Raw genomic sequence first — 26,472 nt, 5'->3', positions numbered from 1 at the left:
ATGAAAGGTATACATTATAAATTACCCCATCTGTATGTAACTTTTTTTATCATTTTTAGCAACTTGGCATATCCAGTTGCTGCACAAGATCTTGAATCTAAAATAGACAGTTTACTTCTACATGTATTCAATGATAAAAATGGACCAGGTGGTGAATTTTTAGTTGCAAAAGGAGGAAAACCTATTTATCAAAAATCACTAGGAAAAGCCAATCTAGAACTAGATGTCAATTTAACTTCTGAAAATGTATTTCAAATTGGCTCCATGACAAAACAATTTACGGCTATTTCAATTCTAATATTAGAAGAAAAAGGCAAATTAAATGTGAATGACCCAGTTTCTAAATACGTTTCAGATTATCCTATGGGGAGCAAAATCACCTTGCATCATTTATTAACACATACTTCTGGAATTAAAAGTTTTACAAAAATGAAATCTCTTTGGGGTATTGCAAAAAAAGAAATGACACCAAAAATGATGGTTGATTTTTTTAAAAATGAACCTGTAGAATTTTTACCCGGCGAAAAGTTTGCCTACAATAATTCGGGATATGTGCTTTTGGGATATATTATAGAAATTGTTTCCGGAGAAAGCTATGAAGATTTTATCCAAAAAAATATTTTTGATATAGCTGGCATGACTACATCTTATTATAGTAGTGATAGAAAAATTATACCCAAAAGAGCTTATGGTTATCATAAGAAAAAAAATGGATATGTAAATAAAACTCAAATAAGTTATAGTATTCCGTTTTCTTCCGGCTCAATAATGTCAACAGTAAATGATATGTTGAAATGGCAAAATGCATTAAACAAAAATCTTTTGATAAATTCAAAAACATCAGAAAAAGCGTTCACCAAATACAAATTAAATAATGACGAAGAATTCAATTATGGTTATGGTTGGCATTTAAAAGAAATGCATAACAACCAAACAAGACAACATGGAGGAAGTATTTTTGGTTATAAATCAATGGGAGTTTATATTCCAAGTAAGGATATTTATGTTATTGGTTTAAGTAATTGTGATTGCAATTCACCAACACAAGTAATTAAAGATATTGCATTGTTAACTTTAAAGAATTAAAAAAGTGATTGATTTAAAAAAACACCTAGGCTAATGCAATTTTCTTTGTCTGATTGAAAGTACGAAATAGCTAAATGGAAAAATTAAAATCTTACATTGACTTCTAACTAAATTGAAATTTGACAAACTAATCTAAGCTAGAAAAAAACGAAGTGGTTAATAACGTGTATAAACAATTGCTTGGTTTTGGTCTACTTGGAAATTTCCTTCAGAATTTTCAATGGCTCGTAAATGTTTTAATCCCGGAAAACAGGGAATTTAGAACCAACAAGGCCATTTCCGAGATTAAAAAGTTAGTTTCCAATCCTAATTGCAAGTTTATACTTTTCAACACGTGGCCCTCTAAAAATAAATATCCGGAACAATACTGCTATGCATCCCGCTCAATTGACCCATCCATAGAAAAAGAAAAATGCTGCTCCCCCGTTCTTGAGAGTTTGGAGCACGAGATTACGGAAATTAACAAGGCGTATGATTGGCTTGCCAAAGAAAACGACCTCCTAAAATCTAACCACAGTAGCAAAGTATTTAAAGTTAGGACCTCCTTTCCTGAAATTGAACTTTATGAGGATGACATCCACCCAAATACCAATGGTGCATTTTTAAACGCCTGCATATTTTACCAAATGCTGACGGATAAAAAAGCATCGGATGTGGTGTACAATGGAGATATAAATTCAAAAACCGCAAAATTATTGAAAGAAATTGCGGATGAAATCCCCAGGTAACATCGCACAAAAATAATAAAGGCTTAATTGCTTAACTTTAAGTACATGAAGAAATTAATATTCGGTTTACTGGTACTAATGAGTTGTGGGTGTAAAAACAAGTCAAAAGAGGCCCCTAAAGCGGTGGAGCATCAGGAAAACCTCATTGCAGTGCTGGATACCATCTGGAATATGGAACAAGGCCCCATAACGTTACGAGATTCGCTTATGAAGCTGTATGGTGCAGAATCGGATTTAGTAAAGCAACAACAAGCCATCTATAAGCGCAACCACAGCATTAATGAACGACGCGTTAAAGATATTTTGGACACCTATGGCTGGCCTACCAAAGAAATGGCCGGGGAACAAGGCAATTGGACCCTTTGCAATGTTATTCAACATGCTGACAATGACGTGCGCATACACTACCTACCACTAATGCGGCAAGCCGTAAAAGAGAAAAAATTGGAACCCAGGTTCCTTGTACGAGCAGAAGATAGAATTGCCACAGAAAGGGGCGATTTACAAATTTATGGGGGACAAATGAAATACTACCCAGAAACCAAAAGCTTTAATCTATGGCCCGTTTATGACCCGGAAAATATAGATAAAAGAAGAACAGAAATTGGTCTGGACTCCATTGCTATATTTCTAAAGAACAGATTTGATTTTGAATGGAACCTTGAGGAACAACTACAGCGAACCGCAGAATTTGAAAGAAATAAGGAAAACCACTAAACAAAAGGTAAAAAACGTTGGTATTTCAGGAACGCCAAATGTGTACTTAGCAGATTCCTAAGACCTACCCTTTTTAAAAAACAGCATAAGACCTTTCGAAAATTTTTTGTAACTTTCTGTTAAACAGCGATAAACGTATGAAAATACGTTTTGATTCTAAATAGCAATGATTATGAAAACTACCGGTAGATACGTAATGGGCTTGTTTTTGATAACCGTACTTTTTTCATGTAAAAGCAACAAGGTGGCGCTGGAGCATTTAGAAGGGTCTTGGTTATTATCCGATGAAAATAACGAGCAACTATTGGAATATAGAAGAATTGAAAATGCAAATATGGACTATGGATCCATCTTGACCATCTCAAATGACAGTACCATAACAGATTCTTATGTTCTAAAATGTCTTAACGGGAAAAATATGTCAAAATTTTACTCGCAAGGAACATGGAAAATCAATGAAAAATCCATGCAGCTTTCAAGTACGGTACCCATTGATCTACAAGGCCAAAATTTTAAAATAGTTGCACTAGATACCGATAAGTTTATTTTGAGCAAAATTAAAAATTGAACATATCCTTTCCGACTTAACGTATCATCCGATTATTACCCTCTCTCCTGCTAATAGGCTAATAAAAATTAAACCAATAGGTTTTTTAACCCTGCAATTTTTATAACACTACGGAATCATAACCTTGTTTTGAGCAGTTATTTACATGGATTATCAACTATTCAATTCATAAAAAACTCGCCTTCTTTTATTCAGGACTACTTCATTTTATTTTGTTTGATTACATTGCTGGTAATATATGTGTTTACGAACTAATTACCGTGCCTATCTAAAATTGACGTTTATATGCGCCAGCTTTACTTTATTTTAAAACTATAGTAAATAACTATTTTATAGTAACAGCTTGTACAATACTGACCATAACCAATGAAAAAGATTATCATCTTGTTTTTTATAATTATAAGCTGTAATCATAAAGATAAGCGTGATTATGAGGATTATAATGATGAAGACTTCCTTCCTGTACAAGGTATAATTACAAAAGTTTACAAAAAAAGTGCTATAAATAACTTCATAAAAAAAGATATTCATTTTATCTATAATTTGGAAAAAGAAAATCCTTCAAAAGGATATGAAATATATTCTCCTTACATACTCAAGGAAGGTGAACCAGTTGTTATTTTAGTACATAAAGACAATGATAGTATAAGCTTTTTTGGTAGCAGAGGAATTATCCAAGAAAAGATTTTATTAGCGTATTTAAAAAAATGTGACTTGGACAAAGGAATTTATTATGGTGTAGATTATTAAAAGACCTGTTCTTATATCGGTCATCAATCCAGGTCATTCTAATATACAGCGGAAGCACAAACTAGAAAAATGATAAACAAAATTGATACTATAGAGAAAGAAGAATATAAAAGTGTAGTTGAACTTTGGGAAGCTTCAGTTAGGGCAACACACCACTTTTTAAAAGAAGAGGATATTGAATACTTTAAACCATTAATTTTAAATACGTATTTAGATGCGGTTGAATTAAGGGGTATACGTAATGATGATGAAAAAATAATTGGCTTTCTTGGAGTAGCAGACCAAAATTTAGAAATGTTATTTATTCACCCTGAATATAGAGGCAAAAAAATAGGAAAAACATTATTAGCATATGCTATTGACCACTTAGAGGTAACTAAAGTTGATGTAAATGAACAGAATGAACAAGCTGTAGGGTTTTATAAACATTGTGGATTTAAAACTATAAATCGTTCAGCGTTGGATTCTTCTGGCAAACCATACCCAACATTACATATGGCATTGAGTAGAAGTTCTAACAGCTAATATCCTTTAAATTTTAATAGTTTGAATTTATCCGATTACGTAAAAAGAAGAAATGGGGTACCAATGGGTAACAGCCATTCGCTTCGTAATATGTTGAGCAGGTCTCTGGGAGCGGGTAAGTTCTCGGTATTTTGGCACTACTGGAATCCAATCTGGGGGTATTATCTGGGGCTATATATATTTAAACCGCTTAAACTCATATTGCCTAAATCATTATCGCTTATACTCACTTTTGTTGTCTGCGGATTCCTCCATGACCTAGCGAGAATGTTATTAAAATGGGAGTTTATTCTTCTATTAACTCCGTGGTTTTTATTTATGGGACTTAGTGTGGTGCTGAGTGACTATGCAAAAATTGATTACTCAAAATATCCATGGATAGTAAGAGCGGGTATAAACATTGCCATTATTATGGGATGCTTATTTCTTGCATATCAGGTACGCATCTAAAATATAAAGAGGGATTTCAATTGCATCCATCCATGTAACAAAACATCCAAAATTTATTGCTTGCGAATTTCTATAACAAATATGCTACGCAAAAAGCTATCTTTATGTTTAAAGAATACAAATCATTATAAATACGCTTCTTGCAAATTAAAAGAACAACATGTCCATATCAAAAGAATCTGAATTAATTGGAATGAAGAAAATTAGTGAAGTCGTAGGTACTACACTAAAATTAATGAGAACGTATGCTAAAGTTGGCATGTCCACAAAAGAATTGGACGATTATGGCGGTAACATCTTAAAACGCTATGGAGCAAAGTCTGCACCTTATGAAACCTATAATTTCCCCGGCTATACCTGCATAAGTGTTAACGAAGAAGTTGCCCACGGTGTTCCTTCTGAAAATAAAATACTTCAAGAAGGTGACTTGGTAAATATAGATGTATCGGCAGAGTTGAATGGGTTTTGGTCAGACAATGGCGGTTCCTTTGTTCTTGGAAAAGACATTCATAACCATCAGCCACTTGTAGATGCTTCTAAGGACATTCTAAAAAAAGCCATTACGAACATTAAAGGAGGGGTGAAAATAGCGGACATTGGACAAATTATAGAAACGGAAGCAAGAAAATCTGGATTTAAAGTCATTAAAAACCTCGCTGGCCACGGTGTGGGCAGAAGTTTACATGAAGAACCGGACAACATTTTAAATTATAGGGTCAGGACAAATCGTGAAAGATTTAAAAAAAATACCACAGTTGCCATAGAGACGTTCATTTCAACAAAATCTACCATAGCAGTAGAATTAAATGATGGCTGGACATTGGTTGGTAACAAAGGCGGGTATGTAACCCAACATGAACAAACCATTTTAATTACGGATAAGGACCCCGTGATATTGACCAAATCCAATGCCATTTGGAATTAGAAAAGAAAATTACCCCACCAAAACATAGAGATCAACAATGAGTTCTAAAACACCTAAGGTTAGACAAATCAATTATATCGCAATAATTCCGCATTTAATAATTATGGCGGGTATGGTCTGGTTATGGTATCAGATTTATCCAGAAAATGCATTTCTTTTTGGTGCAATAACCTATATATTAACCTCATTCATCTTAAGAAACCTAATTTCTAAAGACCATAGAAATGGGATAAAAAACAATAATTCAGAAAATTACAAAGAAGCCATTTCCGACTTTGAGAAGAGCTACACGTTCTTTAGCAAACATGAATGGGTTGACAAGTATAGAATGGTAACATTGTTGAGTTCCTCTAAAATGTCCTATAGAGAAATGGCATTGGCCAATATTGGATATTGCTATTCTCAAATTGGTGACGGAAACAAAGCCAAGGAATACTATGAGCGCACTTTAAAGGAATTCCCCGGTAGTGGTCTGGCAAAATCGGCACTTAACATGATGAATTCAGTTGAACAAACACCTTCTTCCAAAAACTAAACAAATACCCCTCCTATACCCTATCGTTACTAGAGCTAATGCTATACATTTTTAATGGATACCCTTTCCGTTTTTTACGCTAACGCCTTGTTTATCAGCGTCTGGTAAGCATTTATGAGTCATCTATCGAAAATCATTCTATGATGGGTTATACGGGCTTAAGCAGATGGGCCATTGAAGCTAAAATATATACGATTACGTTGAGTAGTAAATAATTTGAAATTACCATAATTATCTACTTATTAGTATCTTAACCATCTATGCCAGACAAAATACATCTTGAAAATATCTTGTTTTTAGATATTGAGACCGTACCGGAAAAGCGTTCGTTTGACCAATTGGATGAAACTACCCAAGAACTTTGGGCGCATAAGACCCAATACCAAAGAAAAGACGAAATAACAGCAGAGGAATTTTATGAGCGTGCCGGTATTTGGGCAGAATTCGGTAAGATTATTTGTATATCCGTAGGCTATATGACTTTTCAAGGTGATGCTAGAAATTTTAGGGTTACCACGTTTCATGGAGAGGAAATAAAACTTTTGCAATATTTCAAAAATCTATTGGATGAACATTTTAATCATGCCAAGTATGTGCTCTGTGCGCACAACGGTAAGGAATTTGATTTTCCCTACATTGCCCGCAGAATGATCATAAACGGCATATCCTTACCACAAAAACTAGACCTGTTCGGGAAAAAACCTTGGGAAGTCCCCCATATAGACACCATGGAGTTATGGAAATTTGGAGATTACAAGCATTATACCTCCTTAAAATTAATGGCGCATATTCTAGGGATACCCTCCCCAAAAGAAGATATTGATGGCAGCATGGTAAGGAACGTATATTATGAGGAAAACAATCTTAAAAGGATAATAAAGTATTGTGAGTTGGATGTGGTGACCACAGCCCAAGTATATCTGCGACTTAGAAATCAGGAAGTACTAAAAAGTGATGAAATAAAGAAAGTAAGCAACCCTTAAGGTTTAAATTAAAAAATAGCACCGAACGATATAAAAACTGGACGAATAATGTAATTTTGTTGGGGTCACCCTGGTTTTAAAAGTGTCTTATTTATGAAAAAATACATGGTAGTATTCGCAGTAATTGCATTGGTTGCAGGCTGTATGCAAGAAAAGGAAATAAGCTCTATAAATCCTGAAAATTGGTCTAAGAGAGAAATTACGGTGCCCACAAAGGATTCTTTGGTACATGGTAAATCCTATTTATCTATCTACTCGCAAATTTATAGCAGTAGCGAGCATAAAACCCATAACCTAACCGCTATGGTCAGTTTAAGGAACACCAGTGAAAAAGATACCATTTACTTATTAAAAGGGGCCTATTTTGATACCCATGGCGCCGCATTAAGAAGTTATTTTAAACACCCTATTTATTTGGCCCCATTGGAAACTACTGAAATTATAATTGATGAAATGGATGTTGAAGGAGGTACGGGATCCAATTTTATTTTTGAATGGAAAACACCTGTAGGGTGCCCGGAACCGTTATTTGAAGGAGTCATGAATTCTACCGTAGGCCAACAGGGACTTTCCTTTACCACACAAAGCAGACGTATTCAATAGTTTAATATTTATAGAATTTGGTACTTTTTCTAAATCCAAAATCTTGAACTTGCAGCACATACAGACCAGGTGGTAGGTCAGAAACATCTATTCTAGAATTAGTTACCTTATTCATTTTTAAGGCTACCCCATTTGTACTCACGATCCTATACATGGTAGTATCCGTAGTGGTTACGTTTAATTGAATTTCATCAAACGCTGGATTGGGAAACACCGTAAAAGCAACCTCTGATCCACCATTTAACGAATTGAAGCTATTCAGGACCGTTTCTTCACCACTAAAGGTAAATGTTACGGCATACCCATATTCAGAAGCTACATTCTGTGAACAAAACGATCTAATTCTCAAGGTATAGGTCTGTTCCTTTACTAATCCGTTCCAAGAAAAGGAGTTTTCACTAACATATTCGGTAGTCCATTCGTTTTCACCTACTTGCTTGTATTGCACTTCATAAAGGGCATCGGTATTCTGTTCCCAAGTAAAGTTTAATTGGGCATCGTCTACCGTTTCTATTTCAATTTTCTCAGGAGCCTCTACCGTACACCCATTCATTTGTGCACCGCTAAGAATTAAGGAAAAGTCCTGAACATTGCTTTGTAGCTTTCCTTTATGGGTAACGGTAATGGTATAATTTCCTCTGGCATTAGGTATATCAATACGTTCAAAAGGGTCTACCTGATTATCTCCTCTACTTGCAGCATTACTGGCTTTAGCAGGATCAAGTTTCCATGGTAAAAATGTTTTCCCGTCTTGGGTTATCCTTATATCCAAATCATTGACAAGGGCCTTGGTGGTATTGTTCAGTTCGCCTTTATTGACAAAACTACAGGCAACATCCGTCCAAGAAATAGAAACACTAAGGGTCTGGCCTTCCTCTGCCCGAACATCCATAGAAAAAGTGGCATCTTGTTCTAATGTTTCTTCGGCTATATAGCTAGAAAAATCCTTGTTAAATAACAGCTCTGCCGCTTGTTTACTATTCATTACGCCCCAACCCATTTTATAATCAGGCCCAGGTGCATCTACATCATCTGCCGTATGCAGTGCCAAGCCTTTTAAGGTTGCCGCACGCATATAACTACCATATAGCTCTTCATGATACTGTTGTAAAAGCAGCAATGACCCGGTTACACCAGGCGTGGCCATAGACGTACCGGAAGAAATATTATAACTAGTGGAACTATATGAATCCGTAGATAGAATAGAAGAACCGTTACCCGCTAGATCCGGCTTAATTCTACCATCGTCTACAGGACCAAAACTACTATACCCCGAAACAGTGGCTTTTTTAAGATTACCATGTCTATCTATTTCAGAATTTGCACCGGCCACGGTAATACCATTTTTAGCCAATGTAAAACCTAACAAGACATCATAACCATCATTGATCTTACCAAATAAAGGTAAGGCATTGTCGTTGCTCTTTTGCGCGTTACCGGCTGCGGAAACCATTAAATAATATGGTGCGTTGTACATAATCTTGTCCCAATCCTGAGCCACTTTGGTATAGGCGCCAAAATACCAATCCGGTACCCTATCTGCCATTATTCCGTAAGAATGATTGGAAAGTAGCATACCATTGGCAGCAGCCTCAGCAACCTCTATTTTATCCCTGCTCCAATCATGACTAACCACCTTTGCCTTATTGGCAACCCCTTTAGCTTCTCTTTTAAGACCTGTTGATATAATACTACCGGTAACAAGGGTAGCATGCCTATCTACCTCGGCACCTTCATCGCCAATTTGCATTCTTGTGGTATATTCCACGTGGTTCTCCAAAGCAACGCCAGAATCCCAGACACCTACTTCCAAATTTTCACCATCAAGATTTAATCCCAAAAGTCCATTTGTGTTTAAGGTAGTGGCCCTAGAAACAAATCCCGCTTCATCTGCATAGGTTTCATAATATAAGGGTGTACCGTCATCACCTATTTCCTGTAATGACACCTTTTTACCATTTTCCAAGGTTTCTTTTAACTTCCAATTATTTTGAGCTGCCAATTTTTTTATTCGTAATGTTTTGGCATCATATTCTAATTGTAAGCTTGTTTTGAAATTATCTAGGGTAGAAATGTTCGTATTGCCGGTAATCTTTAAACGTTGATCAATAGTCTGACCAATTACTACCTGCATACCCCAAAATAGTGCACAACATACAAGAAGTATGTTAAAACTGCGGTACGTTTTAATACGGATATTCATAGGTTGGTAGGTCTGTAAGATTTAGACTACAAATATATGATCCTTTTACCACTATCTATGAATGGTATGATTTATTCGATGAAATACACTGGCATACTAGCAAAGTTGTTGTGAAACCTCACTTTTCTGTGGTGTAGGCATTTTCCATCAAAACGTACTTTATGTGTTATAAGTAAACATAGCGTACACTGGGAAATGGTCACTATACCCGCCCATATATTTATGGGCCACAAAAGTCCTATACGGAGTACCCTTATATTTTCCTTTTTTCTCCATTAAGGATTTATGTTTAAAGATGGCTGCTTCATCAAAACTATGCGTCCCTTTTTCAAAATTAAAGAAGGAGCTGGACACCAATATCTGATCAAAGAGATTCCATTTCATATTATAGACAGAAGTGCCTTGGCTACCGGGAATATGTAATCTTTCCATAGGGTTAAAGAGTTCACCCTTATTTTTGAGTAGTTGCATACTTTCTGAGGAAGGATCATCATTGAAATCGCCCATTACAATGATATTAGGGTCTTGTTCCGTTTGTTTAATAACATCTATTCGCTGAATGATTTCCTCTGCAGCCGCAACCCTCTTATAGGCTGTAGCCACGTCCCCTTCACGTCTAGAAGGCCAATGACTAATGAACATATGAATCAGTTCCTTATTTAATTCCCCTTTCACATACAGAATATCCCTTGTAGTATCCCTTATTCCGCCCGCATTATCTACCATTAAGGCAAGTGGTTCTGCATGGATTACCTTAAAGAATTTTTTCCGGTACATTAATGCCGTATCAATACCGCGTTCATCGGGAGAATCAAAATGCACAAAGCCATATCCTAATCCCTCTAATGGCTCGGTTTCCAAAAGGTCCTTGAGCACTTGATTGTTTTCGGCTTCGGCCAAACCTAGAATAGCGGGTGGGTAAGGGAAACCGTCCGCTCCAATTTGTACCATGGTCTTTGCCAATTTCTTTAATTTACGTTGGTAGCGCTCCATGGTCCATTTCTTAATTCCGGTAGGCGTATAATCACTATCTAATATCTTGGAATTACGCCGTGGATCAAATAGATTTTCTACATTGTAGAATGCCACGGTATATTGTTGCTTTTTAGGCTTTTTCTTAAAAAAAGGAATGCGCATGTAACTTTTTATTGAATCAATAAAAATACGAAATGGCTTATAGCTAAATGCTTAATTTTGCACTTTACATTATTATGATAGAAAAGAAGATAACAAATTATGAAAAAGCGGTTCTTATTGGGATCATCAATAAAGAACAAAATGAGGAAAAGGTAAAGGAGTATCTAGATGAACTGGAGTTTCTTACCTATACCGCCGGAGGTGAAGTTTATAAGCGTTTTACACAACGTATGGATATTCCCAATCCAAAAACCTTAATTGGTACGGGTAAAATGGAGGAGATAGAGAAATATGTACAAGCGCATGAAATAGGCTCTGTTATTTTTGATGATGAACTGACACCGGCGCAACAACGAAACATTGAAAAACAATTACGTTGTAAAATTATTGACCGTACCAGTTTGATCTTGGACATTTTTGCACAAAGGGCCCAGACCAGTTATGCACGCACACAAGTAGAATTGGCCCAATACGAATACCTCTTGCCTAGACTTACCGGACTATGGACCCACCTTGAACGTCAAAAAGGGGGTATTGGTATGCGTGGACCCGGTGAAACGGAAATTGAAACGGATAGACGTATTGTTAGGGACCGTATTACGCTACTGAAAAAGAAACTGACCAAAATTGACCGCCAAATGGAGACCCAACGGGGCAACCGTGGCGCCTTGGTAAGGGTGGCGTTGGTAGGATATACCAATGTAGGTAAATCTACCCTCATGAACGTGATCAGTAAGAGTGATGTTTTTGCGGAAAATAAGTTGTTCGCTACCTTAGATACCACCGTAAGAAAAGTGGTTATAGGTAATTTGCCCTTTCTTTTAAGTGATACGGTAGGATTTATTAGAAAACTGCCCACACAATTGGTAGAGAGCTTTAAAAGTACCTTGGACGAAGTTAGGGAGGCCGATTTGCTTTTGCATGTGGTAGATATTTCTCACCCACAATTTGAGGAACATATAGAATCCGTGAACAAAATTCTTTCTGAAATTAAAAGCTCGGAAAAGAAGACCATTATGGTATTCAATAAGATCGATCAGTATGAACATGAAACCATAGACGAGGATGATCTTATTACGGAACGCACTGGAAAACATTTTAGCATTGCTGATTGGAAAAATACCTGGATGGAAAAGGTTGGAGACCGTGCCCTATTCATTTCTGCCCTAAACAAAGAGAATTTGGATGAATTTAGAAAGAGGGTCTATAATGAAGTAAGGGATATTCATGTAACCCGTTTTCCGTATAACAACTTTTTATATCCTGAGCATTTAGATCAGTATTAATTACCAATTATAATTAAAAAAGTGTAGTTCATCGATGAAATAAAACCATTGATAAATTTCACCACAAATTAAAGTTGGTTCACAACATAAATTATCGACAACTAAAGTATTGGTCTAATTTTACATTGTGTTTAAGTATAAGTGTTGACCCCAAATCGATATTTAACTTATTTAGAACTAAAAGTAAAATCCCAAATTTTACGATAATTACTTAACCGAAAAAAGCCCTCTTTAAAAAGAGGGCTTTTTTATTTAAATACATTTATTGTTTATTCTAAACGCTTAGAAGGCATAGTTAAGTCCAACCAAGAAATAGGTTTGCAATTTGTTATCTACATCATCAAAAGAAGTAGCCGTTGCAGGTGTTTGGTTCAATGCAAAATTTAAAGCTTCCTGCTTGTTGTCACGCAAACCAAATTCAAAACCTAAACCAATACCGTTCCATAACGTGTAACCAAATGAGTTGATCCAAGTTAAATTAGAAAGATCACCACTCTTATAGCTTTGGAACATAGAAAGATTAGATTTAAAGTTTACCGCTCCAATCTTTTTAGTGTAATCCGCAACGATCTTGGCACCTAAAGAAGACTCAAAAACCGCATCGTTATCACTAAACACAAAATTGTAGTTCAATGGGTGGATTACCACAACTAGATCTGCTATAGGTGTCCATGTAGCACCAACACCTAAATCCAAATAGCCAGGATCGTTAAAATTGTTTAAAATGGTAGTTCTATATTCCCCTAATCCGGAAATAGCGAATTTTTCGCTTAATTTTCTACCGTATAAAGATGAAATATTGAATACATCTGTACCTTGCTTAAAGCTGTCATCGTCTGTTGGATCGTTCTTATCGTCAAACTTTACCCAGCCTAGGTTGATATTACCTGAATTTCTCCAAAAGAATTTTTCTTGGGTCAAATTAGCAAATGCGTTCAAAGTCACCCCAATATTACCAGAAGACAAATCTGGTGTACCTTGACCGTACCAGTTGTTAAAGCTGCTGATGTTGGCACCAATAGTACCAAAGGCACCTTTTTTCCATCCCGGTAACTTATCTATTTGCCCTTGTAAGGCATCTACTCTACCCTGTATGGCCGCAATAGAATCTTTCTTTGGACCTATTTGCGCCTTTAATTCCTCTTCGGTTTGTGAAAAACCAATACTTGTTACCAAAGCACAGGCCAGGGTTAAAACAATCTTCTTCATGATATTAATGTTTATAGTTTATAGTGGCGCAAAGGTAAGAATTGTAAATAAAATCTCTGATTAGGATTTTATTATTTTCTTTTATACAGAGGAACGGCCGAACAAGCCTCTCCATACATAACGGATTTGGCTATTGGTCTCAATTTATCGGCCAGAATAATATAAGCGTTTGCCGGTACGGGCTTTTTGGTACACCCCTTAATTATTACCGATTTATCCTGAAATTCCGCAAAGTCCAAATCATCCAAAATAGATTGGTACAACAAGGTTTCCAAGTCCGCCAAACTACCCTGAACAATTTTTTTGGCAAATGGACTTAGTTGCATCGTTAATAATAGGTATGCCCATCCAGGTACTATGGCATCTGTGGAACAGTGCATAGCTACATAGGCATTCTTGTACTGAGACCAATCATGCTCTTGTACATATGCCCTAAATTCTTTTTCCTTTAAAATAAAACCTTCGTAAAGCCAATCCTTGATATCCAACGCCACTCTATTTCCTTCAGGATAATAATCCTCCAGATTAAAGGTGATCAACTTGCTCTGCGCAACTCTATTGATAATTTCCTCTTGCATGACCCTTTACATTTTATTCTTATCTGGCATAGCCCAAGAATTTATAATAGGCCTAATTCCAATTTGGCCTCTTCACTCATTAAATCTTGTGTCCAAGGTGGATCAAAAGTAATTTCTACCTCAGCATCTTTAATGGCATCCAAAGACTTTACTTTTTCCTCTACCTCTGCAGGCAAGGATTCCGCCACAGGACAGTTTGGCGAAGTAAGAGTCATCAATATCTTAACCTCACTATCTTCGTTCACCAAAACGTCATAGATCAACCCTAGTTCGTAGATATCTACAGGAATTTCCGGATCATAGATCGTCTTTAAAATACGAACAATTTTTTCTCCTAATTCTGCACTATCCTCTGCTATATTTTCGTCACTCATAATTTCTATTCTTCAATTTGTGTTTGATACGCCACTGCGTATAACTTTAATTGTTTGATCATACTCACCAAACCGTTTGCCCGTGTAGGCGACAAATGCTCCTTTAACCCAATTTCATCAATAAACTGTGTATCCGCATCCAAAATATCTTGTGGTTTTTGGTTGCTGAATGCCCTAATTAAAATGGCAATAATTCCCTTAGTGATTATAGCATCGCTATCAGCAGTGAAAACCAATTTATTATCTTCAAGTTCGGCATGCACCCACACCTTGCTCTGGCACCCCTTAATGATATTGTCTTCTGTTTTATATTCCTCTTTGATCAACGGCAGGGATTTACCCAATTCTATCATGTATTCATACCGCTGCATCCAATCATCGAACATGGAAAATTCGTCTATAATCTCCTCTTGTATCTCTTTAATTTCCATTGCTTTATTTTATACAAAAATACGATAACAATTGAAGCATATCAAACCTTAACAGTATCGATAACACTTTGTTCTATAACAACATACTTTTAGCTTTCAACACACCGGCAATCAATACATCTACTTCTTCCTTGGTATTGTAAAATGCAAAACTCGCGCGCACGGTACCGGGTATTTTATAAAAATCCATAATTGGTTGTGCACAATGATGACCCGTACGTACCGCAATACCCAATTTATCTAGAATACTACCCATGTCATAAGGATGTATACCCTCTATATTGAATGAAATTACGGAAGTCTTGTTCTTTGCCGTTCCGTAAATTTTGAGTCCGTCTATTTTCAACAATTCTTGCGTAGCATATTCCAGCAATTCATGCTCATATTTGGCAATTTCCTCAAAACCTAGGGCATTCATATAATCCAATGCCGCACCAAAAGCAATACCTCCACAAATATTGGGTGTACCGGCTTCAAACTTATGGGGTAGATCGGCATAGGTAGTTTTCTCAAAAGTGACTTCGGCGATCATTTCACCACCACCTTGGTACGGCGGTAATTTGTTCAACCACTCTTCTTTCCCGTACAACATACCAACTCCGGTTGGTCCACATATTTTATGGGCGGAACAGGTATAAAAATCAACATCTAAAGCTTGTATGTCCGGCACCAAATGTGGTGTAGCCTGTGCGCCATCTATTAACACCGCAGCGCCTACTTGATGTGCCTTTTCAATGATTTCCTCAATAGGATTAATGGTCCCTAATGCATTTGAGATATGGTTACAAAAAACCAATTTTGTTTTATCTGAAAGTAAGTCCTCATACACATCCATTCGCAATTCCCCTTCTTGGTTCATTGGAATTACTTTTAAAACAGCTCCGGTACGCTCACATAACATCTGCCAGGGCACAATATTGGAATGATGCTCCATAGCAGATACCAGAACCTCATCTCCTTTTTTGATCAAGGAAGAGAATCCGTTGGCAACAAGATTAATACTATGGGTGGTACCCGACGTAAAAATAATCTCGTGCGACTTTACAGCATTAAAATGCTTTTGAATCTTTAACCTAGCCTGCTCATATTTATCGGTAGCTTCTTGTGAAAGCGTATGCACCCCACGGTGAATATTGGCATTGTAGTTTTGGTAATAATCTACAATGGCATCTATGACCTGCTGTGGAGTTTGCGATGTAGCGGCATTATCCAAATAGACCAACGGTTTGCCATTTACCTCACGCTTAAGAATTGGGAAATCTTCCCTTATTTTTTTAATATCTAACATAGCCAATCTTCTTATATACAAAGATACCCGATAATGAAAACATATCGGGTATTGTACCGCTCCTTTTGTATTAAAGTCTCACTATTTCATTTTAAAATCGGAATCCTACACCAACTTTTAACAAACCTATTTTTTCTTTGATATCATAAGAATACGTTTGATCGTTCCTAGTTTCCTCCCCTTTCTTATGTACGTTCAGATAATCATATTGCACTTGTATAAAAAAGCGACTGGAAAGGTCATAGGAAATCCCCAAATTTAAATTTAAACCCCCATTCGTATTTGAATAGTCCGCCTCTACATTACCCCCGTCATTATAATAATAATCGTCTACCGCAACCGTATATCCCAGGGCTATTTGAGGTTTTAGTCTTGCCAATCCTGGAATAGCCAATTCCGCAAATAGTTTTGGCTGAACCAATATTTGCTTTGCTTCGTAATTAAATTCTCGATTCTCAAATCCTGGACCACCGTAAATAAAATTATCTTCGTTCCTTAACAAAGCAGTATTTAAGCCAGCTCCTAATTGAACGGCTCCTAAATCCATAAACCGGTATTTTATTCCCAAATCAATTATACCGTTTAATTCGACGTCTCCATCATTTTTAGAAACATTGGCGGGGTAATTAGCCTCAACACTCCATTTCTTGTTTTGCGCACTAACGCAATACGTAAACATTACCAAAAACATTACAAGTAAAGATCTTTTCATATTAAGTCGGATTTATATTGATACGGCCAAACTAATCTAAAATATACGTAGGAAAACACAACGGTTCGTTAAGAATGACCTAACGAACCGTTAATAATATTGAATAAAATAATGAATGTCTCTACAAATCGAACCCAAGGTTTACCCCAAGTTTCTTAGCAATCAGTTTATTAATTCTCGTCTTTAATTCAGGAATACGCACCGATGACAATACATTGTTGGCAAAGGCATACATTAATAAGGCCCTAGCTTCTTTTTCTGGAATACCTCTGGATTGCAGATAAAACATGGCATCTTCATCTAACTGGCCAATGGTACAACCATGGGAGCATTTTACATCATCCGCAAAAATCTCTAATTGTGGCTTTGTATTGATACTTGCCTTATCACTAATTAGAATATTGTTGTTTTGTTGAAAAGCATTGGTCTTTTGTGCAATTTTATCCACAACGATCTTACCATTGAAGACTCCGGTTGAACTATCTCCGTAAATACCTTTATAATCTTGGTGGCTTTCGCAATTAGGCTCAATATGATGTACCAAGGTATGATGGTCTACATGTTGTTTCTCGCCCAATATGGTAATCCCCTTCATGGTAGAGTCTATATACTCCCCATTTTGATAGAAATTAAGATTATTACGTGTCATTTTTCCGCCAAACGAAAAAGTATGCACCTTTACGACACTCTTATCTTTCTGATCAATATAAGTGTTATCTATTAACGATGCATTAGCCGCATCATTCTGGATTTTATAAAAATCTATTATAGCATTTTTATCCGCATATATTTCCGTAACGGCATTGGTAAGGATGTCATTGGACGTCAAACTTTGGTGACGCTCAATAATTTGAACCTCTGCATTTTCTTCAACCACCACAAGATTCCTGGGCTGCAACATTAAAGAAGCCTCATTACCTGTAGAGAAATGTAAAATCTCAATAGGTTTTTTAGGCATTTTGTTCTTTGGAATGTAGATATAGGCCCCTTCTCTACTAAACGCGGTGTTCAAGGAAGTCAAAGACTCATCCTTTGAAGCAATCTTATTGAAATAAACATCAATAACGGGCTTGTACATTGGCTTGGTCAATGCAGAACTCATTAAGCAAATGTCTACCCCATCATGTGTAGTTTCAGAAAGGTAAGAGCTATAAATACCATCAACGAATACAATCTTGTACGAATCTATTTCATGAAGAAAGTAGCGCTTAACATCTTTATACTCTAATGTATTTTCCTGCTTTGGAAAAATACTAAAATCTATTTTCTGTAAACTATTTAAGGAGGTATACTTCCAAGCCTCTTGTTTTTTGGTAGGAAATCCTTTTTCCTCAAAATTCTTAATGGCGGCCATACGAACCTCGTGCACGGGATGCTCCACGTCCACATTGTTCTCAAACGCCATAAAGGAAGAAATTAATTTATCTTTTAAATCCATATTTTTTCAGTTGCCAGTTAGCAGTAGCAGATGGCAGTTCCTTATATCTGATCACTGCCCCTGAATACTGTATACTTATATTACACTGCCGCTTCTTGCTTTAACCAGTCGTATCCTTTTTCCTCAAGTTCCAGTGCCAATTCCTTACCACCGGATTTCACAATTTTCCCGTTGTGTAAAACATGGACAAAATCAGGAACAATATATTCTAGCAAACGTTGGTAGTGCGTAATCAAGATTACCGCATTGTCCTTACTTTTTAGTTTGTTTACTCCGTTAGAAACAATACGTAAGGCATCAATATCCAAACCGGAATCCGTTTCATCCAAAATAGCCACTTTTGGTTCTAACATAGCCATTTGGAAAATTTCATTTCTCTTTTTCTCTCCACCGGAAAAACCTTCGTTCAATGAGCGAGACAAGAATTTACGATCGATCTCCAATAATTCAGATTTTTCACGAATCAACTTCAACATCTCCTTTGCAGGCATATCTTCAAGACCTCTAGCCTTACGTGATTCGTTGATCGCAGTTTTCATAAAGTTGGTTACGGATACTCCTGGAATTTCTACTGGGTACTGAAAAGAAAGAAAAACACCTTTATGGGCTCTTTCTTCTGGAGCTACATCTTCTAAATCCTCTCCTTCCAATTCTATGGTGCCTTCCGTCACCTCAAAATCCTCTTTACCCGCTATTACCGATGCAAGCGTACTTTTTCCAGAGCCATTAGGACCCATGATCGCATGTACTTCACCTGCCTTAACTTCTAGGTTTATTCCTTTTAGTATTTCCTTATCCTCCACGCTAGCGTGTAAGTTTGTAATTTTCAACATAATATGTTACTTTAAATATTCTGGTGCCTTAGGCATTTTATTAAAATCTTCTTTTGAGTGCTGCAGATAAACCTTGGCATTGTTCTCTTTGGCCAATGCTTCAAAGTCAGTCATGCTATGGAATGTCTGTTCAACATCATAATTAAAAATAGGAACTCTTTTATGTTCCCTATTTTGATAGAGGTGATATAAATCTCCTGATAACAATACCGGACCCGTTTCGGCTAAATCAACATATAAAACCTGATGTCCGGGAGTATGCCCCGGCATAGATTTAATAACTACGGTACCATCGCCAAAGACATCATGATCACCTTTAAGTGTTTGAGTCTTGGTCAATTCTTTTATTGCGTTATAGTTATCCGCATTATTCTTTTGTGACTCCTCACTGGTAATAAAATCATATTCACTTTGCTGTACTAACCATGTAGCATCTTTAAACACATTGGCATGGCCGCTATGGTCAAAATGCGTGTGTGATAATGCAATATATTGTATATCGGATGGTGACATACCAATACGCTCCAATTGATTAACCACAGAATCTTTTCTAGAAACGGTAAATGCGCCACTTGGATCCGTAAAAGGTTCATCCATGGCAATTAAGCCTTCCGGCAATCCGGCATCCCACATTAAATTTCCTTTTGGGTGACTGATTACATAAAACGGATCGGCAAATTCCTTGGTTTGACCCTGATATGTCGTGTCCTGAGAAAACAACTCTAAATTATTGACCATCACAGTACCTCCATTAAAGGTGTACAGTTTAACTTCCGGGGCACTAACCTCTACGGCAGCATCTTCGGCTTTGGCCTTATTTGTATTTTCCTTGCAGCTATATGTAGCAATTAGGACGGCTATGATCAAAAATTTTCTCATTCGTATTTCTTATCAATAATTTATCCTACAGAACCTTCTAAACTAATTTCCAATAGTTTTTGTGCTTCCACGGCAAACTCCATCGGTAATTTGTTCAAGACCTCTTTACTGAAACCGTTTACGATCAAAGCAATTGCTTTTTCCGTATCTATACCTCTTTGGTTACAGTAAAAAATTTGATCTTCACCAATTTTACTCGTCGTAGCTTCATGCTCTATCATGGCAGATTTGTTCTTCGCCTCAATATAAGGGAAAGTGTGTGCGCCACATTCATTACCCATTAAGAGCGAATCGCACTGAGAAAAGTTACGCGCCCCTTCTGCACGGCTATTTACCTGCACCAATCCACGATAACTATTTTGTGACTTTCCTGCGGATATCCCTTTGGAGATAATGGTACTTTTTGTATTCTTTCCAATATGGACCATTTTAGTACCCGTATCTGCCTGTTGGTAATTATTGGTAACCGCAATAGAATAAAATTCCCCAATGGAATTATCACCCTTTAAAATACAAGAAGGATATTTCCAAGTAACTGCAGAACCCGTTTCTACCTGTGTCCAAGAAATTTTAGCGTTTTTCTCGCAAAGCCCTCTTTTAGTCACAAAATTATAGACCCCACCTTTACCATCTTTACCTCCTGGGAACCAATTTTGAACCGTAGAATATTTAATTTCAGCACCATCCAAGGCAATAAGCTCTACTACTGCCGCGTGTAATTGGTTCTCATCTCTAGAAGGTGCGGTACATCCTTCAAGATAACTTACATAACTATCTTCATCTGCAATGACCAACGTACGTTCAAACTGGCCCGTACCTGCCTGATTAATTCTAAAATACGTTGAAAGCTCCATAGGGCAACGTACACCTTTAGGAATGTAACAGAAACTACCGTCTGAAAAAACAGCGGAATTCAATGCTGCGTAAAAATTGTCTCTTTTAGGTACAACGGAGCCAATATATTTCTTTACCAATTCCGGATGCTCCTTAATAGCTTCTGAAATTGAGCAGAATATAATACCTTTTTCTGCCAATGTTTTCTTGAACGTAGTTGCAACGGATACAGAATCCATTACGATATCCACCGCAACATTCTGAAGTTTCTTTTGCTCATCTACGGAAATTCCCAATTTCTTGTACATCTCCAACAATTCTGGATCAACATCATCCAATGTTTTGTTGGGATCTGCCTTTTTTGGTGCGGAATAGTATGATATAGCTTGAAAATCTGGTTTTTGGTAATGTACATTGGCCCATTCTGGCTCAACCATTTCTTTCCAATATTTAAAAGCCTCTAAACGCCAAAGCGTCATCCATTCCGGTTCCTCCTTTTTCTTGGATATGGCAATAACGATTTCTTCGCTTAAACCATTAGGAAACGTTTCAGATTCTATATCGGTATAGAAACCATATTCATACTCCTTGGTTTCTAATTCTTTTTTTAATTCTTCTTCTGTATATGCCATATATTTATAGTTAATAAGCTAAAAGGTAATGCGTTAAAAGTAACCACATTCCTTTTTAACATATTTAAAACTTCACTTTAATTTATAATGAAAAACTCTCACCACAACCGCACGTTCTTTGTGCGTTAGGATTATTAAAAACAAACCCCTTGCCGTTTAGTCCGCCAGAGTATTCCAATACCGTACCTACCAAGTATAAAAAACTTTTTTTATCTACAATGATACGTACATCGTTATCTTCAAAAACCTTATCGGCTTCATCCTTTTTGTTATCAAAATTTAATTCATAAGACAATCCACTACAACCGCCGCTCTTAACACCCACGCGCACATAATCCTTCGTGGCATCAAAACCTTCCTCTGTCATAAGGTTGATGACTTTCTGTTTAGCCGTTTCTGATACTTGAATCATAATTAACTGGATTTAATCTAAATAGTTTACAAATATACGTTATAAGTAGGTTTTTACCATAGAACCTAACATTATTATAACGTATATCTACATAGGAGAATCCTATAAAAAAAACTGGTAAATTTTATTTGATTTTTAGAAGGACCAAATCTGAATTTCCTTTGTGGTTCAAGGCGTTAAAATCATTACTTGAGGATTGGCCCACTACAATGACGCTACCATCTGAATTTTCTATAAGGTCAAAGCCAAAATCTAGGCCAGAACCTCCAAAAGATTCTTGCCAAACCAAATGGCCCGTCTTGTTCGTTTTCACCAACCAAATATCATTTTCCCCAGAATTGGAAGACGTATCTTGGTCACTGCTTTTAGAATTTCCCGTTATTAAAAGTCCGCCATCCTTACTTTCCACAACAGCCTGTGCCAAATCAAACTGACTGCCGCCATAGGTTTGCTCCCAAATTAAGTTTCCATCCTCATCAAGCTTTATCATCCATAGATCAGATTCTCCATGATTGAATAAAATATCACCGTTAGTACTAAAAGTGTTACCGACGACCACAAACCCACCATCTGAGGTTTTGGCTATATCATAGGCAACCTCTATACCTTCTCCCCCAAATGTCTGCTCCCACACTAGATTACCAAACGCATCGACCTTTATGACCCAAAAATCATAACTACCATTGGTATTGCTAATATCATAATCATCACTCTCGGTAAAACCGGCCATGACAAAACCACCATCATCACTTTGCACCACACTATGTGCACGGTCATTATTTGTACCGCCAAAATAACCCCGCCATTGTAAACTGCCTTCCTCATCAACTTTAATGCCCCAAAACTCACCCACGCCATGGCTAGTAATGGAACCCTCTTTCTCTATAGTGCCATCTGCCCGTGCCGATGTGATATCTAGAAAACCGGCAAAAAAATAGCCGCCTTGAGACGCTTCAATAATATCATAGGAATGGTCGTGACCGGAAAAACCGTAACTACTTTGCCATTCCAAATTGCCCTTAGGGTCCAATTTTATGATCCAATTATCATGAAACCCTTCATTATTGGTGGCATCACCGTCATTACTCATGGCGTAACCGGCTACAATAAACCCTCCGTCCGTAGTCTGCGCCAAACTTTGACCAATATCATCCTTGCTACCCCCATAGGTCTTGTTCCACTGTAAATTTGCATTACTATCAAACTTTAGGAGCCAATAATCGTTTTCTTCAGCTTCCTTGGTATGTATATCGCCATTAATACTTCCTGTATAACCAATAATTGCAAAACCACCATCATTGGTTTTGATAATGGCATGTGCGCTTTCATCACTACTACCGCCATAATTTTTAACCCATTCCAATTCTCCTTTAAAAGTAGTTTCCAAAGAAGTAAAGGTGGTTTCCGCATCTTCCTTTACACAAGAAAAACAACAAAGAATACAGGCAAATAGTGCAATTTTTCGCATTACTAATCCGATTTTTTAATGATGAAAAGTCCGCCGTCTATATCACTGATAATGACATGCCCGCTTTCAAAATAAGGGTAAACACTCCACACCCCGGAAAATTGGGTGTTGTCATTTGCCGGGTAGGTATCAAAAAATGCCTTTTCGGTCATTACGCGGTCTTCTATATTTGATATATCCAATACCCGAACCCCTGCAGTATAATTGGCAAGAAAAAAATCATTTCCCAAAATATATCCATTATGGTCAATGGCGCTGGTAGGTCCTAAATAGGTATGGTGCAAAATAGGATTCTCCAAATTGGCCATATCAAAAACCAAAGTCCTGGTATTAAAGCCTTGCTGTATTTCATCTAACTCGTCCCCTAGAATAAAATATCGTTGATCATCGGTAAACCACCCTTGGTGGGTATAGCCAATATTAGGGTACGGCAAGGTAGCCAGCGTAACTGGTGTATTTTTATTGGTAATATCTACAATGACGACCTGATCTTCATTGGCGCCAACAAATATTTCAGAACCTTGAAAGTTACTGTCGGGACCATTATAGGTTATCACCTGGGCGTCATGGGTATAGCCGTTTACACCCCAACCACCAACAGGCACAGGGGCAACTGGGTTCTGGAGGTCAAGAAAATGTACCCCACCATTATAGGCATCATCCCTATTTGTACCTACGGGATAGGCAAATCCGGAAGAGGGATTGATTACGATATTATGTGCATTACCAATACCGTTATAATTACCGTCTTCTGTAAAAATTTGCGGAGGATTTTCAATGTTCCTTAGCTTCTTTAGGTCAAAGACCTGAACCCCATGATTATTGGCCTCTGCAACAATATAGGCGTAATCTCCATACACCTTAACATCTCTCCATGAACTGGAAGTGGTCGCTGTTGGCAACTTGCCCAAATAAATAGGTTGTTCCCCATCTGATATATCCACAAAGGCAGTTCCATTGTCCAGCCCCATAACCGCGTACTCTTTTCCAGATTGGGCATCTGTCCAGCCCCAAATATCATTACCGAAAGCTGCATTCATTGTCTCCAATGAAATATTGGCCATAAAATCATAGCCATTACAAGGATAAACACCTGCCATACCATTTTCACAGGGTGCAGCAGTTGAGCTGGCAACATCAGGTAAATTATTTTCCTCTTGCTCATTATCGGAAGAGCATCCCACAAAACCAAAAAATGTTAAAAGATAAATGACCTTTTTCATGCAATTATTTTATAATCAATACTTAAAGATACTAATTGCATTTTATGAAAAATCATAAAACTACAATCAGCATTAGATAATTGCTATAATTAAATTATCTTGATGATCAAATCAACTAACAACAAAAATAAGATTACCTTATGTCAAACAAAAAGACACATTTAAAAAAGAATTCGCGCAGAAAATTCATGAAAAATACCGGTATGGCCGCAGCCGGGTTTATGATCGTTCCTAGACATGTATTGGGCGGCACAGGATTTATTGCCCCTAGCGATAAATTAAATATTGCTGGTATTGGCGTTGGCGGTAAAGGGCAAAGTGATATTGCTTCCTTCGCAGAAAGTCCAAATGTCAACATTGTATCATTATGTGATGTAGATAACAGACAGGCAGTTGCCTCTAGAGAAGCTTTTCCCAAAGCAAGTTACTATAATGATTTTAGGGAAATGCTGGACAAGGAAGGTAACAATATTGATGCGGTATCCGTTTCTACTCCAGATCACAACCATGCCGTTGCAGCTTACCAAGCAATGTCCATGGGCAAACATGTGTATGTACAAAAACCGTTGACCCATGATATTTGGGAAGCAAGAATGTTGACCGAAGCCGCAAAAAAATTCAAGGTAGTTACACAAATGGGCAACCAAGGCGGTTCTGGCGATGGGGTGCGTAAAATGAAGGAAATTTATGATACCGGTATTATTGGCGAAGTACATACCGTAAAATGTTGGACCAACAGGGCCATTTGGCCACAAGCCTTACAAACACCTACAAAGAAAGACCGTATGCCAAAAGGCTTGAATTGGGACCTTTGGTTAGGTACTGCAGCCATGCGAGATTATAATGACGCATATCTTCCTTTTGATTGGAGAGGTTGGTCAGATTTTGGAACAGGTGCTTTGGGCGATATGGCATGCCATATTATGGATCCTGTTTATAGAATCTTACCAATTTTATATCCTGATACTGTAGAGTGTAGTGTATCTGATTCTTTCAGTGGTAATTTCCAGTACAAAGATTACCCTAAGAGTTTCCCTAACTCCAGTAAAATACATTTAAGCTACCCAAGAACGGATGGTAAAGGCAAAATAAAGGTTACTTGGATGGATGGTGGCTTATTACCGGAAAGACCGGAAGAACTAGGTGATGATGAAGCTTTAGGAAACTGGGATGGCGGCGTACTGTTCATAGGTACAAAAGGAAAATTGATGGCAGATTGCTATGGTGCAAATCCGCGTTTGCTTCCATTATCCTTAAACGAACAATTTGAAGTTGAACAAACCATTGCACGTGTACCGGAAGGTCACTATTTACAATGGGTAAATGCATGTATGGCCGGTTACGGAAATGCGGAAACAAGTTCTTCTTTTGATTACGCCGGTCCGTTTACGGAAAGTATCCTTATTGGAAACTTGGCCTTGAAATCGTACTTTGAAGTAGATCCAACCGTAGAAAACCAAAGCTTCTGGGGTGGTGGAAAACAATACTATGGCAGAAAGCGTTTACAATGGGATGCGGCCAATATGAAGATTACCAATTTTGAACCTGCAAACAAATATGTAAAACGTACATACAGAGATGGGTATTCATTAGGATAAGCCTTTTATAACCTTATTATTTCAACACTAAGACCGATGCTTTTCAGCTTCGGTCTTTTTTATGCCA

27 protein-coding genes are annotated in these 26,472 nt (G+C 37.2%); 12 read left to right on the top strand and 15 right to left on the bottom strand.

Annotation, left to right across the window (positions count from 1 at the left end; translation table 11 throughout):
* The 10 genes from ABVM52_RS08490 (at position 1) to ABVM52_RS08445 (ending at position 7,870) form a co-directional block, all read left to right on the top strand.
* On the top strand, positions 1 to 1,086 hold the full coding sequence (locus ABVM52_RS08490; RefSeq protein ID WP_405384987.1) for a serine hydrolase domain-containing protein: 1,086 nt from the start codon (positions 1 to 3) through the stop codon (positions 1,084 to 1,086).
* A gap of 164 nt (positions 1,087 to 1,250) precedes the next feature.
* Positions 1,251 to 1,814, top strand: a complete 564-nt coding sequence (locus ABVM52_RS08485) for a hypothetical protein (protein ID WP_405384986.1) — start codon at positions 1,251 to 1,253, stop codon at positions 1,812 to 1,814.
* A gap of 45 nt (positions 1,815 to 1,859) precedes the next feature.
* Positions 1,860 to 2,531 (top strand): DUF6624 domain-containing protein, encoded by a 672-nt coding sequence (locus ABVM52_RS08480; RefSeq protein WP_405384985.1) that lies wholly within the window; start codon positions 1,860 to 1,862, stop codon positions 2,529 to 2,531.
* A gap of 172 nt (positions 2,532 to 2,703) precedes the next feature.
* On the top strand, positions 2,704 to 3,099 hold the full coding sequence (locus tag ABVM52_RS08475; protein WP_405384984.1) for a lipocalin family protein: 396 nt from the start codon (positions 2,704 to 2,706) through the stop codon (positions 3,097 to 3,099).
* Positions 3,100 to 3,465: 366 nt separating this feature from the next.
* Positions 3,466 to 3,849 (top strand): hypothetical protein, encoded by a 384-nt coding sequence (locus tag ABVM52_RS08470; RefSeq protein WP_405384983.1) that lies wholly within the window; start codon positions 3,466 to 3,468, stop codon positions 3,847 to 3,849.
* A gap of 69 nt (positions 3,850 to 3,918) precedes the next feature.
* A complete protein-coding gene (locus ABVM52_RS08465) occupies positions 3,919 to 4,374 on the top strand; it encodes a GNAT family N-acetyltransferase (protein WP_405384982.1) in 456 nt (151 codons plus the stop codon).
* Positions 4,375 to 4,984: 610 nt separating this feature from the next.
* Positions 4,985 to 5,749 carry a type I methionyl aminopeptidase gene (map, locus tag ABVM52_RS08460; protein ID WP_405384981.1) on the top strand — a complete coding sequence of 255 codons (765 nt, stop codon included), beginning with the start codon at positions 4,985 to 4,987 and terminating at the stop codon, positions 5,747 to 5,749.
* A gap of 37 nt (positions 5,750 to 5,786) precedes the next feature.
* A complete protein-coding gene (locus tag ABVM52_RS08455) occupies positions 5,787 to 6,284 on the top strand; it encodes a tetratricopeptide repeat protein (protein WP_405384980.1) in 498 nt (165 codons plus the stop codon).
* 260 nt (positions 6,285 to 6,544) lie between these two features.
* Complete coding sequence (locus ABVM52_RS08450) at positions 6,545 to 7,267, top strand: 3'-5' exonuclease (RefSeq protein ID WP_405384979.1); 723 nt, start codon at positions 6,545 to 6,547, stop codon at positions 7,265 to 7,267.
* A gap of 93 nt (positions 7,268 to 7,360) precedes the next feature.
* Positions 7,361 to 7,870 carry a DUF3124 domain-containing protein gene (locus tag ABVM52_RS08445; protein WP_405384978.1) on the top strand — a complete coding sequence of 170 codons (510 nt, stop codon included), beginning with the start codon at positions 7,361 to 7,363 and terminating at the stop codon, positions 7,868 to 7,870.
* A gap of 1 nt (position 7,871) precedes the next feature.
* Here ABVM52_RS08445 and ABVM52_RS08440 read toward each other — a convergent pair whose 3' ends face one another.
* Both ABVM52_RS08440 and ABVM52_RS08435 read right to left on the bottom strand, forming a co-directional pair.
* Positions 7,872 to 10,004 (bottom strand): S8 family serine peptidase, encoded by a 2,133-nt coding sequence (locus ABVM52_RS08440; protein ID WP_405384977.1) that lies wholly within the window; start codon positions 10,002 to 10,004, stop codon positions 7,872 to 7,874.
* 228 nt (positions 10,005 to 10,232) lie between these two features.
* On the bottom strand, positions 10,233 to 11,210 hold the full coding sequence (locus ABVM52_RS08435) for an endonuclease/exonuclease/phosphatase family protein (RefSeq protein ID WP_405384976.1): 978 nt from the start codon (positions 11,208 to 11,210) through the stop codon (positions 10,233 to 10,235).
* Between the two features lie 74 nt (positions 11,211 to 11,284).
* On the opposite strand from ABVM52_RS08435, the gene hflX reads away from it, so the two are divergent.
* Entirely contained in the window at positions 11,285 to 12,496 is a 1,212-nt protein-coding gene (gene hflX, locus ABVM52_RS08430; protein WP_405384975.1) for a GTPase HflX, read from the top strand.
* Positions 12,497 to 12,778: 282 nt separating this feature from the next.
* Here hflX and ABVM52_RS08425 read toward each other — a convergent pair whose 3' ends face one another.
* From ABVM52_RS08425 to ABVM52_RS08365, 13 genes are all read right to left on the bottom strand, one after another.
* Complete coding sequence (locus ABVM52_RS08425) at positions 12,779 to 13,705, bottom strand: DUF3078 domain-containing protein (protein ID WP_405384974.1); 927 nt, start codon at positions 13,703 to 13,705, stop codon at positions 12,779 to 12,781.
* 71 nt (positions 13,706 to 13,776) lie between these two features.
* The gene (locus ABVM52_RS08420; RefSeq protein ID WP_405384973.1) at positions 13,777 to 14,283 is read right to left on the bottom strand and encodes a DUF2480 family protein; all 507 of its coding nucleotides are present in this window, start codon (positions 14,281 to 14,283) and stop codon (positions 13,777 to 13,779) included.
* Positions 14,284 to 14,324: 41 nt separating this feature from the next.
* Complete coding sequence (locus ABVM52_RS08415) at positions 14,325 to 14,657, bottom strand: SUF system Fe-S cluster assembly protein (RefSeq protein ID WP_210708020.1); 333 nt, start codon at positions 14,655 to 14,657, stop codon at positions 14,325 to 14,327.
* Positions 14,658 to 14,662: 5 nt separating this feature from the next.
* Positions 14,663 to 15,088, bottom strand: coding sequence for a SufE family protein (locus tag ABVM52_RS08410; RefSeq protein ID WP_159302676.1), 426 nt, complete (start codon positions 15,086 to 15,088; stop codon positions 14,663 to 14,665).
* Between the two features lie 73 nt (positions 15,089 to 15,161).
* On the bottom strand, positions 15,162 to 16,376 hold the full coding sequence (locus ABVM52_RS08405; protein ID WP_405384972.1) for an aminotransferase class V-fold PLP-dependent enzyme: 1,215 nt from the start codon (positions 16,374 to 16,376) through the stop codon (positions 15,162 to 15,164).
* A gap of 91 nt (positions 16,377 to 16,467) precedes the next feature.
* The gene (locus ABVM52_RS08400; protein ID WP_405384971.1) at positions 16,468 to 17,088 is read right to left on the bottom strand and encodes an outer membrane protein; all 621 of its coding nucleotides are present in this window, start codon (positions 17,086 to 17,088) and stop codon (positions 16,468 to 16,470) included.
* Between the two features lie 121 nt (positions 17,089 to 17,209).
* Positions 17,210 to 18,526 carry a Fe-S cluster assembly protein SufD gene (gene sufD / locus ABVM52_RS08395; RefSeq protein WP_405384970.1) on the bottom strand — a complete coding sequence of 439 codons (1,317 nt, stop codon included), beginning with the start codon at positions 18,524 to 18,526 and terminating at the stop codon, positions 17,210 to 17,212.
* Between the two features lie 80 nt (positions 18,527 to 18,606).
* Positions 18,607 to 19,359 (bottom strand): Fe-S cluster assembly ATPase SufC, encoded by a 753-nt coding sequence (sufC, locus tag ABVM52_RS08390; protein ID WP_405384969.1) that lies wholly within the window; start codon positions 19,357 to 19,359, stop codon positions 18,607 to 18,609.
* Positions 19,360 to 19,365: 6 nt separating this feature from the next.
* Positions 19,366 to 20,238, bottom strand: a complete 873-nt coding sequence (locus ABVM52_RS08385; RefSeq protein ID WP_405384968.1) for an N-acyl homoserine lactonase family protein — start codon at positions 20,236 to 20,238, stop codon at positions 19,366 to 19,368.
* A gap of 20 nt (positions 20,239 to 20,258) precedes the next feature.
* A complete protein-coding gene (sufB, locus tag ABVM52_RS08380) occupies positions 20,259 to 21,704 on the bottom strand; it encodes a Fe-S cluster assembly protein SufB (RefSeq protein WP_405384967.1) in 1,446 nt (481 codons plus the stop codon).
* An 82-nt stretch (positions 21,705 to 21,786) separates the two neighbouring features.
* Positions 21,787 to 22,116, bottom strand: a complete 330-nt coding sequence (locus ABVM52_RS08375; protein ID WP_405384966.1) for a HesB/IscA family protein — start codon at positions 22,114 to 22,116, stop codon at positions 21,787 to 21,789.
* A 124-nt stretch (positions 22,117 to 22,240) separates the two neighbouring features.
* A complete protein-coding gene (locus ABVM52_RS08370; RefSeq protein WP_405384964.1) occupies positions 22,241 to 23,584 on the bottom strand; it encodes a hypothetical protein in 1,344 nt (447 codons plus the stop codon).
* Between the two features lie 2 nt (positions 23,585 to 23,586).
* Positions 23,587 to 24,807: a choice-of-anchor B family protein gene (locus ABVM52_RS08365; RefSeq protein WP_405384963.1), complete on the bottom strand. Its 1,221-nt coding sequence runs from the start codon at positions 24,805 to 24,807 to the stop codon at positions 23,587 to 23,589.
* 140 nt (positions 24,808 to 24,947) lie between these two features.
* On the opposite strand from ABVM52_RS08365, the gene ABVM52_RS08360 reads away from it, so the two are divergent.
* Entirely contained in the window at positions 24,948 to 26,405 is a 1,458-nt protein-coding gene (locus ABVM52_RS08360) for a Gfo/Idh/MocA family protein (protein WP_405384962.1), read from the top strand.
* The last annotated feature ends 67 nt before the right edge of the window (positions 26,406 to 26,472 follow it).

The organism is Maribacter sp. LLG6340-A2, from assembly GCF_045057105.1.
Lineage (GTDB): Bacteria > Bacteroidota > Bacteroidia > Flavobacteriales > Flavobacteriaceae > Maribacter.
This window is presented reverse-complemented; position numbering and strand designations above follow the sequence as displayed.

Excerpts from the sequence above, each read along its gene's own strand:
- ABVM52_RS08420 (WP_405384973.1), bottom strand. The coding sequence starts at position 14,283 with ATGCAAGAGGAAATTATCAATAGAGTTGCGCAGAGCAAGTTGATCACC.
- ABVM52_RS08470 (WP_405384983.1), top strand. The coding sequence starts at position 3,466 with ATGAAAAAGATTATCATCTTGTTTTTTATAATTATAAGCTGTAATCAT.
- sufC (WP_405384969.1), bottom strand. The coding sequence starts at position 19,359 with ATGTTGAAAATTACAAACTTACACGCTAGCGTGGAGGATAAGGAAATA.
- ABVM52_RS08385 (WP_405384968.1), bottom strand. The coding sequence starts at position 20,238 with ATGAGAAAATTTTTGATCATAGCCGTCCTAATTGCTACATATAGCTGC.
- ABVM52_RS08480 (WP_405384985.1), top strand. The coding sequence starts at position 1,860 with ATGAAGAAATTAATATTCGGTTTACTGGTACTAATGAGTTGTGGGTGT.
- ABVM52_RS08445 (WP_405384978.1), top strand. The coding sequence starts at position 7,361 with ATGAAAAAATACATGGTAGTATTCGCAGTAATTGCATTGGTTGCAGGC.
- ABVM52_RS08375 (WP_405384966.1), bottom strand. The coding sequence starts at position 22,116 with ATGATTCAAGTATCAGAAACGGCTAAACAGAAAGTCATCAACCTTATG.
- hflX (WP_405384975.1), top strand. The coding sequence starts at position 11,285 with ATGATAGAAAAGAAGATAACAAATTATGAAAAAGCGGTTCTTATTGGG.
- ABVM52_RS08360 (WP_405384962.1), top strand. The coding sequence starts at position 24,948 with ATGTCAAACAAAAAGACACATTTAAAAAAGAATTCGCGCAGAAAATTC.
- ABVM52_RS08440 (WP_405384977.1), bottom strand. The coding sequence starts at position 10,004 with ATGCAGGTAGTAATTGGTCAGACTATTGATCAACGTTTAAAGATTACC.
- ABVM52_RS08465 (WP_405384982.1), top strand. The coding sequence starts at position 3,919 with ATGATAAACAAAATTGATACTATAGAGAAAGAAGAATATAAAAGTGTA.
- ABVM52_RS08425 (WP_405384974.1), bottom strand. The coding sequence starts at position 13,705 with ATGAAGAAGATTGTTTTAACCCTGGCCTGTGCTTTGGTAACAAGTATT.
- ABVM52_RS08410 (WP_159302676.1), bottom strand. The coding sequence starts at position 15,088 with ATGGAAATTAAAGAGATACAAGAGGAGATTATAGACGAATTTTCCATG.
- ABVM52_RS08415 (WP_210708020.1), bottom strand. The coding sequence starts at position 14,657 with ATGAGTGACGAAAATATAGCAGAGGATAGTGCAGAATTAGGAGAAAAA.
- ABVM52_RS08370 (WP_405384964.1), bottom strand. The coding sequence starts at position 23,584 with ATGCGAAAAATTGCACTATTTGCCTGTATTCTTTGTTGTTTTTCTTGT.
- ABVM52_RS08455 (WP_405384980.1), top strand. The coding sequence starts at position 5,787 with ATGAGTTCTAAAACACCTAAGGTTAGACAAATCAATTATATCGCAATA.
- ABVM52_RS08365 (WP_405384963.1), bottom strand. The coding sequence starts at position 24,807 with ATGAAAAAGGTCATTTATCTTTTAACATTTTTTGGTTTTGTGGGATGC.
- ABVM52_RS08450 (WP_405384979.1), top strand. The coding sequence starts at position 6,545 with ATGCCAGACAAAATACATCTTGAAAATATCTTGTTTTTAGATATTGAG.
- map (WP_405384981.1), top strand. The coding sequence starts at position 4,985 with ATGTCCATATCAAAAGAATCTGAATTAATTGGAATGAAGAAAATTAGT.
- ABVM52_RS08405 (WP_405384972.1), bottom strand. The coding sequence starts at position 16,376 with ATGTTAGATATTAAAAAAATAAGGGAAGATTTCCCAATTCTTAAGCGT.
- ABVM52_RS08435 (WP_405384976.1), bottom strand. The coding sequence starts at position 11,210 with ATGCGCATTCCTTTTTTTAAGAAAAAGCCTAAAAAGCAACAATATACC.
- sufB (WP_405384967.1), bottom strand. The coding sequence starts at position 21,704 with ATGGCATATACAGAAGAAGAATTAAAAAAAGAATTAGAAACCAAGGAG.
- sufD (WP_405384970.1), bottom strand. The coding sequence starts at position 18,526 with ATGGATTTAAAAGATAAATTAATTTCTTCCTTTATGGCGTTTGAGAAC.
- ABVM52_RS08490 (WP_405384987.1), top strand. The coding sequence starts at position 1 with ATGAAAGGTATACATTATAAATTACCCCATCTGTATGTAACTTTTTTT.
- ABVM52_RS08475 (WP_405384984.1), top strand. The coding sequence starts at position 2,704 with ATGAAAACTACCGGTAGATACGTAATGGGCTTGTTTTTGATAACCGTA.
- ABVM52_RS08400 (WP_405384971.1), bottom strand. The coding sequence starts at position 17,088 with ATGAAAAGATCTTTACTTGTAATGTTTTTGGTAATGTTTACGTATTGC.